Genomic DNA, 15,269 nt, shown 5'->3' on the forward strand with positions numbered 1-15,269 from the left:
TTTCCTTCATCTGCTCATCGCGCGCGCCGGGCAATCGCCGCCGGACGGTATTCGCGATCAAGGGTTTGCTCAGCGATAGAGGTGGGCACATCTCACCCCACCGATCATGGAGTCAGCGCCGACGTTTCTGGTTCGCCCGGCCCCGACTTCCGGACCGCTTCTGGCTGCCCGCACGGCGCTGGCCCGCGGCCTGCTTCGCCGGTTTGGCGGTGCCGTTCGTCGACGCGGCCGCACTGTCCTCGTCCGACCCCGCGGACTCGGGGGCCGGTGTCGGCTTCTTCTTCACATTGACCGGCTTGGCGCCCGGCTTCGGCGCGTGCTGCGCACGCTGTTCCAGCTTCGCCTGCTTCTTGGCTTCCTCTTCCTTCGCCATACGACCGAAGACGAGGTGCTGCTGTCCGTAGGTCCAGATGTTGTTGGAAACCCAGTACAGCAGGATGGCGATCGGCAGGAACGGACCACCGACGAGCACGCCGAGCGGGAACACCCACAGCGCGAGCTTGTTCATCATCGCGGCCTGGGGGTTGGCCGCGGCTTCCGGTGTCTGCCGCGCGACCGAGGCGCGCGCGTTGAAGTGGGTCGCCAGACCGGCGATGACCATCAGGGGGATCGCGACGAGCGCGATGCTCAAGCGACTCGGCACGCCACCGTAGTCGGCGAACGCCTGCAACTCGCTGACGGGCGTGGTGATGAAGGCCGAGATCGGCGCACCAAAGATGCGAGCGCTCAGGAACGACTGGACGTCAGTGGCGCTGAAGACATAGTTCGCGGTGTTCGCGTTCTGCTCGGGCGTCAAGCCGAGCTGGCCGAAGCCGTGCCCGGTCCGGTTGAACGACCGCAGCACATGGAACAAACCGAGGAAGACCGGCACCTGAGCGAGAATCGGCAAGCAGCCCATCAGCGGGTTGAAGCCGTTCTCCTTCTGCAGCTTCTGCATCTCGGTCGCCATCTTCTGGCGGTCGTTCTTGTACTTCTTCTGCAGCTCCTTGATCTGGGGCTGCAGTTCCTGCATCTGCTTGGTGGTACGCACCTGCTTGACGAACGGCTTGTAGAGCACCAAGCGCAAAGTGAACACCAGGAACACCACAGCCAGCGCCCAGGTGAGACCGTTGTCCGCGCCGAACGCGAACCCGAAGACCCGATGCCAGAACCAGAGGATCCAGGACACCGGGTAATAAATGAAGTCGAGCACGGCTCTATGCACTCCCGTCGTTCGTGTCGCCGATCACCGCGTGCGGTGATCCTTTCCAAGCGTTCGGCTCCGACCGCGGCCCGGCAGGCAGGGTCGGTTCCTGCGATGCCGCGTCGGTAGCTGCCTCGTCCACTGGCTCGGTGCGAAGTGTGCTCCGCTTCCGCTCCGGGACGGGGTCCCACCCACCAGGGTGCCAGGGCGCGCATTTGGCCAAGCGCACGACCGTCAGTAAGAAGCCGACGAACAAGCCGCGGGTGCGCAGGGCGGTCACCGCGTACTCGCTACACGTCGGGGTGAATCGGCACACCGGCATGCGGGTGGGGGAGACATAGGTCCGATACAGCTCGATCAGAAAGATCAGCGCGTTTGCGGGCAGTTTGGTGATCGTCGAGCGCATGCTCATGACGGACCGCCCGATCGTGCGCCCGCCGCGGCGCCGGCGCCGAGCTTGCGCAGGGCGCCGCGCAGCTGGCGCAGGAGGTCATCCGAAGACGCCGTAGCGGCACCTGGAAGCACCCGGATCACGACGTCGGTCCCCGGCGACACCTCGGCGAGCACCTGGGCGCACATATGACGCAGGCGGCGGGCAACGCGATGTCGAATCACCGCGTTGCCCACCGCCTTACTGACGATCAACCCGAAGTGCGGTCCGCCGATGCGAACCAGCGTGTCGTCCGGGATCTGATCGTGTAGTCCATTCGCGCCCACGACTCCGTCATACTCGTGTAAGAGCGCGTGCACGACCAGATCGCGCCTCCCGATTCGCTGGCCACGGCGCACCGTCCGGGAGAAGTCGGCACGATGATGCAACCGATACGGCTCAGGCAACACCCGAGCGTCCGAGAGCGAAGATCAGGCAGTGAGGGAAGTGCGGCCCTTGCGGCGACGCGCCGACACGATGGCGCGCCCGGCACGGGTTCGCATCCGGAGGCGGAAGCCGTGAACCCGCGCCCGACGACGGTTGTTCGGCTGGAACGTCCGCTTGCCCTTGGCCACGGTCAACACTCCTCGAGTAGGCGGGCACAGGTAGTGCCCGAAGCTTGTCGGTGATACGTGTATTACGCGAATGAATCGCAAGTCTGGTCATCATCGGCGCGCGTCGGTCCTGGCGCACAGTCGGTCGATCACGACCTAAACGCGGTCAGCACAAGACCGCCACCGCACCAAGGGGTGACTGTACGAGGGTACTGATCGGTCCGGGGTGGGTCAAACTCGCGCCACCCGCGAGCCGAACCCGCGACAAGGAACAATCGGTCGCGAGGATTCAGACGTCCCGGCAATGACCGTGAGGTCGTCCACACCCCTAGGCATCGCGCACCTCGACCACTCAGGTACGTAGCCAGGCGATTGCTACAGAACCGCAGGTCGCAGCGTTGCCACCCTTGCGCGTGCGCGCGTTTCTCTCTTCCCCAGGGTTCTCCACATCTGTGGATAATTGTGTGGAAAGACCCCTGGAGTGGCATATTCGTAGGGCCGACGGTGCCACGCCGCTGCCTGGATGGGGGACCCGGGCAGCGTCCGAACCGGTTACGGACGTTCGCAGGATCACGGGACCGACCGAGCATGGTCGCACCTCACCCTCCCTGCGTACCCCGGCCGTCTGCTCCTATCGACCTACTTCCGGGGAGGAAATTGCATGGACGACGAGCAGAACGTGTTGGCCAGGGTGTGGCCCGAGGTTGTCACCGAGCTGACCACCGGCTCACCGGACGGCGCCATCCCTCCGGTGACCCGAGCACAGCAGGCCTGGCTCAAGCTGGTCAAGCCGCTGACGGTCGCACAAGGGTTCGCCCTGCTCTCGGTGCCCTCGTCGCTGGCTCAGGAGGCCATCGAACGCGATCTGCGCGAGCCGATCCTCCGCTCGCTGGCCCGTCGGCTCGGTCCGCAAGTGGAGGGGCTCGGCGTCCGCATCGCCGCGCCGACCAGCCCGACGGTCGACCGGCAGAGCAACACACCCCGGCACGCCAGGATGACGAGCAGGCCCGAGCGACCACGAGACGCGGGCCGCGGGCCGGTCACATACCCGGGCTCCGACTTTCCAGGCCGCGACGCATACCCCGCACCCCGCTACGCACAGTCCGCCGACTTCGCGCCGGCGCCCTCTTACGACGATGGATCCGACTTCTCCCGGCCCGAGTACGGACAGGACTTCGCCCCCGCGGAGGAATACAGCCAGCCGGAGTACGCCCGCGCGGACTATCCCGTGCGCGGCGAGTACTCCACAATGGCCGAACTTCCCGGGGTCTCCCCGCCGGACGTCGCGCCGCGGCGGGAGACCGGACTTCCGCCGCGCCGGGAGTCGGCTATCCCGCCGGGCCAGGAATCGCTGTTCAATCCCGAACCGGGACCAGGCCCGATGCGCGGCCCGATGCGTGCCCCGGTGCGCGAAGCCGCCGAGGCCGACACCGGACTGGCACACGATCCGGTGCGCGAGCCCGTCGGCGACAACCCGCGCGGCGACAACCCGCGCGGCGACAACCCGCGCGGCGACCATGACGACGAGCCCGTGGTGAATGTCCGCAACTCCTGGCCGACCTACTTCACCAAGTCGCAGGAGGCGTCTGCTCCGCCGAGCTCCTCGGCCAGCCTGAACGCGAAGTACACCTTCGAAACGTTCGTCATCGGCGCGTCCAACCGTTTCGCGCACGCCGCCGCCGTCGCCATCGCCGAAGCCCCCGCGCGCGCCTATAACCCGCTATTCGTCTGGGGCGCTTCAGGATTGGGCAAGACACACCTGCTGCACGCGGCGGGCCATTACGCGCAGCGCCTCTTTCCTGGCATGCGGGTCAAGTACGTCTCGACCGAAGAATTCACCAACGACTTCATCAACAGCCTGCGCGACGACCGGAAGGTCGCGTTCAAGCGTCGGTACCGCGAGACCGACATCCTGCTGGTCGACGACATCCAGTTCATCGAGGGCAAGGAAGGTATCCAGGAAGAGTTCTTCCACACCTTCAACACCCTGCACAACGCGAACAAGCAGATCGTGGTCTCCTCGGATCGTCCGCCGAAGCAACTGGCCACCCTGGAGGAGCGGCTGCGGACGCGGTTCGAGTGGGGACTCATCACCGATGTACAACCGCCGGAACTGGAGACGCGGATCGCCATCCTGCGCAAGAAGGCACGGATGGACCGGCTCGATGTGCCGCACGACGTGCTGGAGTTGATCGCCAGCCGGGTCGAGCGGAACATACGCGAGCTGGAAGGCGCGCTCATCCGCGTCACCGCGTTCGCGTCATTGAACGGTCAGCCGCTGGATTTGCCGCTGGCCGAGGTGGTGCTACGCGATCTGATGCCGGATACCGCGGCACTGGAGATCAACGCGGCGACCATCATGGCCGTCACCGCGGAGTACTTCAACACCACCCTGGAAGAGCTCACCGGCCCCGGCAAGGCTCGGCCGCTGGCCCAGGCCAGGCAGATCGCCATGTACCTGTGCCGCGAGCTGACCGATCTGTCGCTACCGAAGATCGGTCAGGCGTTCGGCCGCGACCACACCACGGTGATGTACGCGGAGAAGAAGGTGCGCAAGGAGATGACCGAGCGGCGCCGCGTCTACGACCAGGTACAAGAACTCACAGCCCGGATCAAGCAGCGCTCGCGCTGAGGCCTATACACAGTTGAGCACCGCCCCTGACCTGGGGCGGTGCTTTTTTGTGGGTTGTGGATTCCTCGAGGAATCCCTGTGGAGTCCTCGAGGAATCCACTGGGTTGTCCACCGATTCGTACACAGGCGGGAGTGCGCGTCCCCGGCGGTCCGTGCACAGGCCGAATTCAACAGTTTCCCCAGTGTCGGTTGTGCACACCCGTTGACCAGCACAGTGTCCGGATCAGGCCTTGTGGATTCCTCGAGGAGTCCATGTGGAGTCCTCGAGGAATCCTCGAGCTGTCCACGATTTCGTGCACATGTGTGAACAACCGGGTGAATGTGGTGGAACAACTCGAGGAGCGCTCGAGGATGAATCGTGGACAACCGATGAACCTCCACAGACGCCTCATGTTCATCCTCGAGACACCCCACGGTCATCCCCACGGCACCACGCCCGTTGACCAGCGGATTCGGCCGCAGTCCACAGAATCCACAGCACCTACTACTACTTCGGTTCTTCTCATCAGAGATTTCTCTTCAAAACAGGGTGTGTGGAAAGTCGGTCGAGCGACGCAGCTTCCGTGCCACGCTGTCTCCGGCATGGAGAACAGCGGCAGCCACTCGGCAGCCCGTACGCATCGGCCACGGGCATCCGCCGGAGGGTCGGGCTAGGTGCTTGTCGCACACGCGGGTACGGTTTGATGTCGGTCGCCTGTGCCAGACTGCGAAGGCGGCCGATTCGGCAGGACCCTTTCGAGAACCGACACTGACGAGCCGACAACAGATCACGGAACCGGGAGAGGACAGATCGGGCGATGGAGCTTGCAAGCATGAAGTTTCGGGTCGCCCGCGAGGATTTCGCCGACTCCGTCGCCTGGGTGGCGCGCAGCCTTCCGTCCCGGCCCCCCGTTCCGGTGCTCGGCGGTGTGCTGCTGGTCGCCGACGAAGACGGTCTGACCGTCTCCGGCTTCGACTACGAAGTCTCCGCGCAGGTGCGCGTCGCGGCGGAGGTCGCGGGTCCCGGTCAGGTGCTCGTCTCCGGTCGCCTACTGGCCGACATCACCAAGGCGTTGTCCAACAAGCCCGTCGATGTCTCGCTGGACGGCACCCGGGTGCTGATCACCTGTGGCAGCGCGAAATTCTCGCTGCCCACCATGCCGGTCGAGGACTATCCCCAGCTGCCGGAGGTGCCGCAGCAGACCGGTGAGTTGAGTGTCGAGGTCTTCGCCGAGGCCGTCGGACAGGTCGCCGTCGCCGCGGGTCGCGACGACACCCTGCCCATGCTCACCGGGATCCGGGTGGAGATCGAAGGCTCGCAAGTCGTCCTCGCGGCAACCGACCGGTTCCGCCTCGCCATCCGGCACATCGAATGGCAGCCCGCGCGCGCGGACATCGAGACTTCCGTCCTCATCCCGGCCAGGACGCTCTCCGAGGCCGCCAAGACGCTCGGACCGTCCGATGCTCCGGTCCAGTTGTCGCTGGGCACCGGAGCGGGCTCGGATGGCCTGCTGGGCATCGTGAACGCGGGCCGCCGCACCACCACCCGCCTGCTCGACGCGGAATTCCCCAAGTTCCGCCAGCTACTCCCCAAGGAACACACCTCGATCGCCACCCTGGCGGTCGCCGCGCTGACCGACGCCATCAAGCGCGTCGCACTGGTCGCCGAGCGCGGTGCCCAGGTGCGGTTGGAGTTCTCCTCGGACGGTCTCCTGCTCTCCGCCGGCGGCGACGACGCCGGACGCGCCGAGGAGTGGTTGGAGGCCGACTTCCGTGGCGAGTCGCTCACCATCGCGTTCAACCCCGGCTACCTCATCGACGGCCTGTCCGCGCTGCACGTTGACCGGGTCACCTTCGGCTTCACCACGCCGAGCAGGCCCGCCGTGCTGCTGCCCGCTTCCGAGGAGGAGCCCGAGGTGCTCGACTCCGGGTCGTTCGCGGCGCTGTCCAGCCCCTACATCTATCTGCTGATGCCGGTCCGGCTCCCGGGCTGATGGCCGGTGCATGATCGCGTAGCGTGCGGATCCGCGCCGCCTGATCCGGTGCAGTCGAGCGGCCACATCACTGGGCAACGACCAGCGACGTCGGGGAACTCGGTCACGTCGCAGCTGCCCGCGCACTCTATCCACAGGTGTTCCACAGAGGTGAAGCCCCTGATACGGCGATCGGCGGGTGCGCCGATGGCGGGCAAACCGGCAGGAATGACCGTTTCGGCCCAGGCAGGGGCGCGATAGCGGATGTTCATCCGAGCACTGTCGCTGCGCGACTTCCGCTCATGGGAGTACGCCGACCTCGAATTATCCCCAGGCCGCACGGTTTTCTTGGGATCGAACGGCAACGGCAAGACCAACTTGCTGGAGGCGATCGGCTACCTGGCCACGCTCGGGTCGCACCGGGTCGCCACGGAGGCGCCATTGATCCGAACCGGCACCGCGCGTGCCCGGATCGGTGCCACCGTGGTGAACGCCGGCCGCGAGTTGCGCATCGATGTCGAGCTGAACCAGGGCAGCGCCAACCGCGCACAGATCAACCGTTCGCCGGTCCGGCGGACTCGCGAAATTCTCGGCATCCTGCAGACGGTGCTGTTCGCGCCGGAGGATCTCGCGCTGGTGCGCGGCGATCCGGGCGAGCGCCGCCGATTCATGGACGAGTTGTGCACAGCGCGCCTGCCGAGGCTGGCCGCGGTTCGCAGCGACTACGACCGGGTACTGCGCCAGCGCTCGGCCTTGCTGAAAACCGCTGGGCGCCAGGCAAGGTCGAAGACGGACCTGACCACCCTCGATGTGTGGGACGGGCACCTGGCCGCCCATGCTGCCGTGCTACTCGCCGAGCGGCTGCGCTTGGTGCACGACCTGGCGCCGTACCTTGCCCAGTCCTACGCCTCGATCGCTCCCGAGTCCCAGCCCGCCGCGATCGCCTACCGCAGCGCCGCGCTGCCGCCGGACTTCCTCGATCCGGCCAGGCCGCCGCAGCCAGATGACACCGAGGCGCTCGAGGCAATCGTGCTGCGCGAGCTCGCGGCGGCACGGCCGAAGGAACTCGAGCGCGGGGTATGCCTGGTCGGTCCGCATCGCGACGAGTTGGAACTGATGCTCGGGAACTCGCCCGCGAAGGGTTTCGCCAGCCATGGCGAGTCGTGGTCCTTCGCGCTGGCCTTGCGGTTGGGCGCGTTCGATCTGTTGCGCGCCACCGGCGCCGAACCGGTGCTGCTGCTCGATGACGTATTCGCCGAACTCGACCGTCGTCGCCGCGCCGCGCTTGCCGCCGTCGCCGTAGGGGCCGAGCAGGTGCTGATCACCGCGGCGGTTCCGGAAGACGTGCCCGACGAGCTGGCTGCGGTGGCACTGCGGGTCGAGACCGCGGACGGGCCCGATGGTCGCATCTCGCGTCTCGCCGCCGAGGACCGGGCGGACGGCGCAGCCCGCGACTTCGATGTCGGCGAGGGGCAGAACGATGCGGTCACGCATGCTGCGCCCGAACCCGCATGCGATTCCGTCCCTGGTTCGACCGAGTCGCGGGCGCCATAGCTATCCCGAGATGCGGCGTACCAACCGGCCGGGCGCTCCTCGCGTCGACACGCGATCCGAGCCTGTGCCTCCATGAGTGCGGTCCACTACAGTGACCAGTCGTCGGGAACATCGCCCGACTTCCCAACCGCTGCGGCGGACTCCCCAGCACCTGTGGAAAACTCGTCAGGTCGACGTCGCCCAACTCAGCGAAACCTGACTCAGCAACATTTCAGCAAGCAAACTAATTCGCCCATAGCTTTCTAGAATGTGGTCGTTACGTGGAGATATACGAGAATCTCGATTGCTTACTCGCCAGATGGTGCGATTTGGACAACATTTGGCAAAGGCTGGGGACAACGTGATCGAAACTGGGGACAAACGAGCGTGCGCGAAGAGGGAAGCCCGATGAGCGATCAGCCTGCGGGGCCCGGATCCGGCGAATCCGCAGGACACGAACCCGAGCTACGCGGAATCGACCTGGCCCGGCGCGCGCTGGAGGAGGCTCGTGCCGCGGCACGAGCCAGCGGTAAGTCCGTCGGTCAGGGTCGTTCTTCTCCGCAGCGAAGGCTGCGGACCGGAGCCCGCAGGCGCACCGGATGGTCCGGCGCCCGCCCGGACGATCGCGATCCCCAGCTGTTGTCCAAGCTGGCCGGCTCCATGGCCAAGAGCCGCGGTTGGTCGAGCAAGGTCGCCGAGGGCATGGTGTTCGGCCGGTGGGCGGGTGTCGTCGGTGAGGACATCGCCGCGCACGCCACCCCGGTCACTCTGAAGGACGGTGTGCTGAGTATTGCCGCCGAGTCGACCGCGTGGGCCACCCAGCTGCGAATGCTGCAGAGCCAGATTCTGGCGAAGATCAATGCCGCTGTCGGTCCGGGTGTGGTGACCTCCCTGAAGATCTCCGGGCCTGCCGCACCGAGTTGGCGCAAGGGCGAACGTCATATCAAGGGCCGCGGACCGCGCGACACGTACGGGTGACAGACAGTATCTGCTACTCAATGTTACGTTTACGTCGAACCGGCGTTTCACGTGGAACGCCTCGGCCCGATGTCGCCCGGAACCTGACGCGTCGGATCGGAATCGTCCGGGCGGAAGGACTTTCGATGACGATCACCACCTCCGTCGGTCCATTTCCCGCGACCCCGACCCGCACCGTGCGTCGGGGCGACGTCGAACTGGCGGTGTACGAATGCGGCAATCCCGAGGGGATGCCAGTTCTCCTGGTCCACGGCTGGCCCGACACTCATCTGCTGTGGAGCCGGGTGGCCGCGTTGCTCGCGGGCCGTCAATCGAGGTGCAGGTGACAGCTCGGCGCCCACCGGTGTCGCCGCCTATCGGATCGAAGAGCTCGCGGCCGACGTCCGCGCAGTGATCGACGCGGCCGCGCCGGGCGAGCGGGTGCACGTGCTCGGCCACGATTGGGGATCGGTCATCGGGTGGGAGTTGGTCGCCGCTCCGGACGCAGTGTCCGCGATCGCGTCGTTCACTTCGGTGTCCGGCCCGAACCTGGACTTCCTCGGCGCCTATCTGCGCGGCCCCGTCACGGCTGCGCGGCTGCGCGGCTCGCTGGCCCAGGCCATCGCATCGGCCTACACCGTCGCCTTCCAGATCCCCAGGCTGCCGAACCCGGTGCTACGGGTGCTGTCCGGCCATTGGCCGCGCTTCCTCGGGTTCTTCGACGGCCTGGACCCCGCACTGGTGGAGACGGCGCCGACGCTGCGTACCGATATGATCAACAGCCTGAAGCTCTACCGCGCGAATATCCGGACGCACCTGCGCCACCCGCGGCCACGCCCGATCGAGGTGCCGGTGCAGCTGATCGTCGCCACCGGCGATCGGGCGGTGCGGCCGGTGGTCAATGCCGAGGCCCACCGATGGGTCTCGAATCTGACCCGCACCGAGATCTCGGCTCGGCACTGGGCGCCGATCTCACATCCGGCGGAGCTGGCTCGCCACACGGCTGCCTTCGTCGATCGGATCGGCGCCGCAGGCTGATCGGCACCCGGTTCGAACTCCGCACCGGGCAACGCATCTCTCAGCCCACGTCTGATGGATCAAAATCGATGGAAGGCGGAACCGAGTCGGCGGAATCCGATTTCTCGCATTCACGGAGCCGTCAGGGGTGTCGGAGGTGCATTGTAAGTTGGGTGTACCAGTAGGATGGTGACGTAACTAGCGGCGATACCTTCGGCGCGTTCCGCACAGCCCGCGCGTTGACCCTGAATTTCGAGCAGACACAATCAGGGTCCCACGTGTGCTGTCCGATCGTTGTATGCCGGGATCAGCAAGTAAGGAGAGCTACCGACCAGTGGCTGCCAAAGACTCCACCGCATCGGGTTCGACCAAGGCGACCGGGAAGCAGGACTATGGTGCCTCCTCCATCACGGTTCTCGAGGGGCTCGAGGCGGTCCGCAAGCGTCCGGGCATGTACATCGGCTCCACCGGCGAGCGCGGTCTGCACCACCTGATCTGGGAGGTCGTCGACAACTCGGTCGACGAGGCGATGGCCGGGTACGCGACGAAGGTCGAGGTCACCCTGCTGGCCGACGGCGGCGTCGAAGTGGTCGACGACGGCCGCGGCATCCCGGTTGCGATGCATGCCCAAGGCGTGCCCACCATCGAGGTCGTCATGACCCAGCTGCACGCGGGCGGCAAGTTCGACTCGGATTCCTACGCGGTGTCCGGTGGTCTGCACGGCGTCGGTATCTCCGTGGTCAACGCGCTGTCGACCCGCCTCGAGGCGGAGATCGACCACGACGGCTACCACTGGAGCCAAACCTACAAGGACGCCATCCCGGGCAAGCTGATCCAGGGTGAGCCGACCAAGAAGACCGGTACCGTCATCCGCTTCTGGGCGGACCCCGAGGTCTTCGAGACCACCACCTACAACTTCGAGACCGTGGCCCGCCGGTTGCAGGAGATGGCGTTCCTGAACAAGGGACTGACCATCAAGCTCACCGACGAACGCGTCACCGACTCCGACGTCACCGACGAGGTGGTCAGCGAAACCGCCGAGGCGCCCAAGCACGCGGACGAGAACGGCGCGCCCGCCGTGCACAAGGTCAAGACCCGGACCTACCACTACCCCGGAGGTCTGGAGGAATTCGTCCGCCACATCAACCGGACCAAGCAGCCGATCCACAATTCGGTCGTCGGGTTCACCGGTAAGGGCACCGGCCACGAGCTCGAGGTCGCGATGCAGTGGAACTCCGGCTACTCGGAGTCGGTGCACACCTTCGCCAACACCATCAATACCCACGAGGGCGGTACACACGAGGAGGGCTTCCGCGCGGCGTTGACCACGGTGGTCAACAAGTACGCGAAGGACAAGAAGCTCATCAAGGAGAAGGACGGCAACCTCACCGGTGACGACATCCGGGAGGGCCTGGCCGCCATCGTGAGCGTCAAGGTCGGCGAGCCGCAGTTCGAGGGCCAGACCAAGACCAAACTCGGCAACACCGAGGTCAAGTCCTTCGTGCAGCGCGCCTGCAACGAGCACCTCACCCATTGGTTCGAGGCCAACCCGGCCGACGCGAAGACCATCGTGAACAAGGCCGTGTCCTCGGCACAGGCTCGCATGGCGGCGCGCAAGGCGCGCGAGCTGGTGCGCCGCAAGTCGGCAACCGACCTGGGCGGTCTGCCCGGCAAGCTCGCCGACTGCCGGTCCAAAGACCCGCACAAGTCCGAGATCTACATCGTCGAGGGTGACTCCGCCGGCGGCTCGGCAAAGTCCGGCCGTGACTCGATGTACCAGGCGATCCTGCCGATCCGAGGCAAGATCATCAACGTAGAGAAGGCGCGGATCGACAAGGTTCTCAAGAACAATGAGGTCCAGTCGATCATCACCGCGTTCGGCACCGGCATCCACGACGAATTCGACATCAGCAAGCTGCGGTATCACAAGATCGTGCTGATGGCCGACGCCGACGTCGACGGCCAGCACATCTCGACGCTGCTGCTCACGCTGCTGTTCCGGTTCATGCGCCCGCTGGTCGAGCACGGTCACGTGTACCTGGCGCAGCCGCCGCTGTACAAGCTCAAGTGGCAGCGCAGCGACCCGGAGTTCGCCTACTCCGACCGCGAGCGCGACGGTCTGATGGAGACCGGCCTCGCCGCGGGCAAGAAGATCAACAAGGACGACGGCGTGCAGCGCTACAAGGGTCTCGGCGAGATGAACCCCAAGGAGCTGTGGGAGACCACCATGGATCCGTCGGTGCGGCTGTTGCGTCAAGTGACGTTGGACGACGCGGCCGCGGCCGACGAGCTGTTCAGCGTGCTGATGGGCGAAGACGTCGAGGCGCGGCGCAGCTTCATCACCCGCAACGCCAAGGACGTCCGCTTCCTCGATCTGTGAGTCAGCGCGCGCGTCGTGACGCGCGATCCCATTCCGCACGACACCATCGCGCAGCACTCATGACGCCGACGGGATGCGGGAGCATCTGCAAGACACAGGAGACCTCATGACCGACACCACCCTGCCCCCGACCGGCGGCGAGCGCATCGAACCGGTCGACATCCAGCAGGAGATGCAGAACAGCTACATCGATTACGCGATGAGCGTGATCGTCGGCCGCGCGCTGCCCGACGTGCGCGACGGCCTGAAGCCGGTGCACCGGCGCATCCTGTACGCGATGCACGACAACGGGTATCGGCCCGACCGCGGTTATGTGAAGTCCGCGCGCCCGGTCGCCGAGACCATGGGTAACTACCACCCGCACGGCGACGTGCCGATCTACGACACCCTGGTGCGGATGGCGCAGCCGTGGTCGCTGCGCTACCCGCTGGTCGACCCGCAGGGCAACTTCGGTTCCCGCGGCAACGACGGCCCGGCGGCCATGCGCTACACCGAGTGCCGTCTCACGCCCATCGCGATGGAGATGCTGCGCGAGATCGACCACGAGACGGTCGATTTCGTGCCGAACTACGACGGCCGCTCGCGGGAGCCGGTGGTTCTGCCGTCCCGGGTGCCGAACCTGCTGATCAACGGCTCGGGCGGCATCGCGGTCGGTATGGCGACCAACATTCCGCCGCACAACCTCAGGGAAGTCGCCGAGGCGATCTACTGGGCGTTGGAGAATCACGACGCCGACGAGGAAGCCACCCTCGCCGCCTGCATGGCGCGCGTCAAGGGCCCGGACTTCCCGACCGACGGCCTGATCGTGGGTGGCCAGGGCATCCACGACGCCTACTCCACCGGTCGCGGCTCCATCCGCATGCGCGGTGTGGTCGAGATCGAGGAGGACAACAAGGGCCGCACCACAATCGTCATCACCGAGCTGCCTTACCAGGTCAACCCGGACAACCTGATCTCCTCGATCGCCGAGCAGGTGCGCGACGGCAAGATCGCGGGCATCTCCGACATCCACGACGAGTCCTCCGACCGCGCAGGTCTGCGCATCGTGGTCACCGTCAAGCGCGACGCCGTGGCCAAGGTGGTGCTGAACAACCTCTACAAGCACACCCAGCTGCAGACCAGCTTCGGTGCGAACATGCTGTCCATCGTCGACGGGGTGCCGCGCACCCTGCGGCTGGACCAGATGATCCGCCATTACGTCAACCACCAGCTCGACGTGATCGTGCGGCGGACCCGGTACCTGCTGCGCAAGGCCGAGGAACGAGCCCACATCCTGCGCGGTCTGGTCAAGGCGCTGGACGCGCTGGACGAGGTCATCGCATTGATCCGGCGCTCGGCCGACACCGAGACCGCGCGTACCGGCCTCATGAGGCTGCTGGAGATCGACGAGATCCAGGCGACCGCGATTCTCGACATGCAGCTGCGGCGCCTCTCGGCGTTGGAGCGGCAGAAGATCGTCGACGAGTTGGCCAAGATCGAACTCGAGATCGCCGACCTCAAGGACATCCTGGAGAAGCCGCAGCGCCAGCGCGCGATCGTCCGGGACGAGCTGCAGGAGATCGTCGACAAGTACGGCGACGAGCGGCGCACCAAGATCATCGCGGCGGACGGCGACGTGGCCGACGAGGATCTCATCGCCCGCGAAGACGTGGTCGTCACGATCACCGAGACCGGCTACGCCAAGCGCACCAAGACCGATCTCTATCGCAGTCAGAAGCGCGGCGGCAAGGGCGTGCAGGGCGCAGGTCTCAAGCAGGACGACATCGTCAAGCACTTCTTCATCACCTCGACGCACGACTGGCTGCTGTTCTTCACGAACAAGGGGCGCGTGTACCGCGCCAAGGCCTACGAACTGCCGGAGGCCAACCGCACGGCGCGCGGACAGCACGTGGCGAACCTGCTCGCCTTCCAGCCGGACGAGAAGATCGCCCAGATCATTCAGATCAGGACCTACACCGACGCCCCGTACCTGGTGCTCGCCACCAGGAACGGTCTGGTGAAGAAGTCGAAGCTGACCGATTTCGACTCCAACCGCAGCGGCGGCATCGTCGCGGTGAATCTGCGCGATGAGGACGAATTGGTCGGCGCCGTGCTGTGCTCGGCCGACGAGGACCTGCTTCTGGTATCCGCGCTCGGCCAGTCGATTCGCTTCTCGGCCACCGACGAGGCGCTGCGTCCGATGGGGCGCGCGACCTCGGGCGTACAGGGCATGCGGTTCAACGACAGCGATGAACTGTTGTCGCTCAATGTGGTTCGCGATGGCACATATCTGCTGGTCGCGACGTCCGGCGGCTATGCGAAGCGCACGGCGATCGAGGAGTACACCGCGCAGGGCCGCGGCGGTAAAGGCGTATTGACCATCCAGTTCGACGCGAAACGTGGCACCCTGGTCGGGGCGCTCATCGTCGACGACGAGGATGAGTTGTACGCGATCACCTCCGGGGGCGGCGTCATCCGGACGGCGGCAAAGCAGGTTCGTAAGGCTGGACGGCAGACCAAGGGCGTGCGATTGATGAACCTCGCAGAGGGCGATACCTTGCTTGCGATCGCGCGCAATGCCGACGAGCCCGATCCCGATCAGCTCGCCGGTGACGGCGATACCGGTTCTTCTGAGAAGTAATCCAACAGCGG

At 66.0% G+C, this 15,269-nt stretch carries 12 protein-coding genes; 8 read left to right on the plus strand and 4 right to left on the minus strand.

Translation table 11 applies throughout. From position 1 onward, the window contains the following. Window positions 1-112 precede the first annotated feature (112 nt). The 4 genes from yidC to rpmH are packed head-to-tail and all read right to left on the minus strand — an operon-like array spanning window position 113 to window position 2,188. Window positions 113-1,192: a membrane protein insertase YidC gene (yidC, locus tag OHA40_RS15575; RefSeq protein ID WP_330233754.1), complete on the minus strand. Its 1,080-nt coding sequence runs from the start codon at window positions 1,190-1,192 to the stop codon at window positions 113-115. Window positions 1,193-1,196: 4 nt separating this feature from the next. Continuing rightward, window positions 1,197-1,595: a membrane protein insertion efficiency factor YidD gene (gene yidD / locus OHA40_RS15580; RefSeq protein WP_330233755.1), complete on the minus strand. Its 399-nt coding sequence runs from the start codon at window positions 1,593-1,595 to the stop codon at window positions 1,197-1,199. After that, window positions 1,592-2,023 (minus strand): ribonuclease P protein component, encoded by a 432-nt coding sequence (gene rnpA / locus OHA40_RS15585; RefSeq protein ID WP_330233756.1) that lies wholly within the window; start codon window positions 2,021-2,023, stop codon window positions 1,592-1,594. Before rnpA ends, yidD begins: the two co-directional genes overlap by 4 nt. A 21-nt stretch (window positions 2,024-2,044) precedes the next feature. After that, window positions 2,045-2,188, minus strand: a complete 144-nt coding sequence (gene rpmH, locus OHA40_RS15590) for a 50S ribosomal protein L34 (RefSeq protein WP_006934459.1) — start codon at window positions 2,186-2,188, stop codon at window positions 2,045-2,047. A gap of 640 nt (window positions 2,189-2,828) precedes the next feature. Here rpmH and dnaA point away from each other — a divergent pair. The 8 genes from dnaA to gyrA all read left to right on the plus strand — a co-directional run bounded on the left by dnaA (window position 2,829) and on the right by gyrA (window position 15,258). Beyond that, window positions 2,829-4,799 carry a chromosomal replication initiator protein DnaA gene (gene dnaA / locus OHA40_RS15595; protein ID WP_330233757.1) on the plus strand — a complete coding sequence of 657 codons (1,971 nt, stop codon included), beginning with the start codon at window positions 2,829-2,831 and terminating at the stop codon, window positions 4,797-4,799. Window positions 4,800-5,596: 797 nt separating this feature from the next. Then, on the plus strand, window positions 5,597-6,772 hold the full coding sequence (gene dnaN / locus OHA40_RS15600; protein WP_330233758.1) for a DNA polymerase III subunit beta: 1,176 nt from the start codon (window positions 5,597-5,599) through the stop codon (window positions 6,770-6,772). A 243-nt stretch (window positions 6,773-7,015) separates the two neighbouring features. Beyond that, window positions 7,016-8,305, plus strand: a complete 1,290-nt coding sequence (gene recF, locus OHA40_RS15605) for a DNA replication/repair protein RecF (protein ID WP_442944007.1) — start codon at window positions 7,016-7,018, stop codon at window positions 8,303-8,305. 387 nt (window positions 8,306-8,692) lie between these two features. Continuing rightward, complete coding sequence (locus OHA40_RS15610; protein WP_330233759.1) at window positions 8,693-9,262, plus strand: DUF721 family protein; 570 nt, start codon at window positions 8,693-8,695, stop codon at window positions 9,260-9,262. A gap of 125 nt (window positions 9,263-9,387) precedes the next feature. Next, window positions 9,388-9,588 (plus strand): hypothetical protein, encoded by a 201-nt coding sequence (locus OHA40_RS15615; protein WP_330233760.1) that lies wholly within the window; start codon window positions 9,388-9,390, stop codon window positions 9,586-9,588. A 34-nt stretch (window positions 9,589-9,622) separates the two neighbouring features. After that, window positions 9,623-10,279 carry an alpha/beta fold hydrolase gene (locus OHA40_RS15620; RefSeq protein ID WP_330234199.1) on the plus strand — a complete coding sequence of 219 codons (657 nt, stop codon included), beginning with the start codon at window positions 9,623-9,625 and terminating at the stop codon, window positions 10,277-10,279. A gap of 277 nt (window positions 10,280-10,556) precedes the next feature. Further along, window positions 10,557-12,638: a DNA topoisomerase (ATP-hydrolyzing) subunit B gene (gene gyrB / locus OHA40_RS15625; RefSeq protein ID WP_442944008.1), complete on the plus strand. Its 2,082-nt coding sequence runs from the start codon at window positions 10,557-10,559 to the stop codon at window positions 12,636-12,638. 106 nt (window positions 12,639-12,744) lie between these two features. Then, window positions 12,745-15,258 carry a DNA gyrase subunit A gene (gyrA, locus tag OHA40_RS15630; protein WP_330233762.1) on the plus strand — a complete coding sequence of 838 codons (2,514 nt, stop codon included), beginning with the start codon at window positions 12,745-12,747 and terminating at the stop codon, window positions 15,256-15,258. Window positions 15,259-15,269: the final 11 nt, after the last annotated feature.

The sequence above is a fragment of the Nocardia sp. NBC_00508 genome (assembly GCF_036346875.1).
GTDB lineage: Bacteria > Actinomycetota > Actinomycetes > Mycobacteriales > Mycobacteriaceae > Nocardia.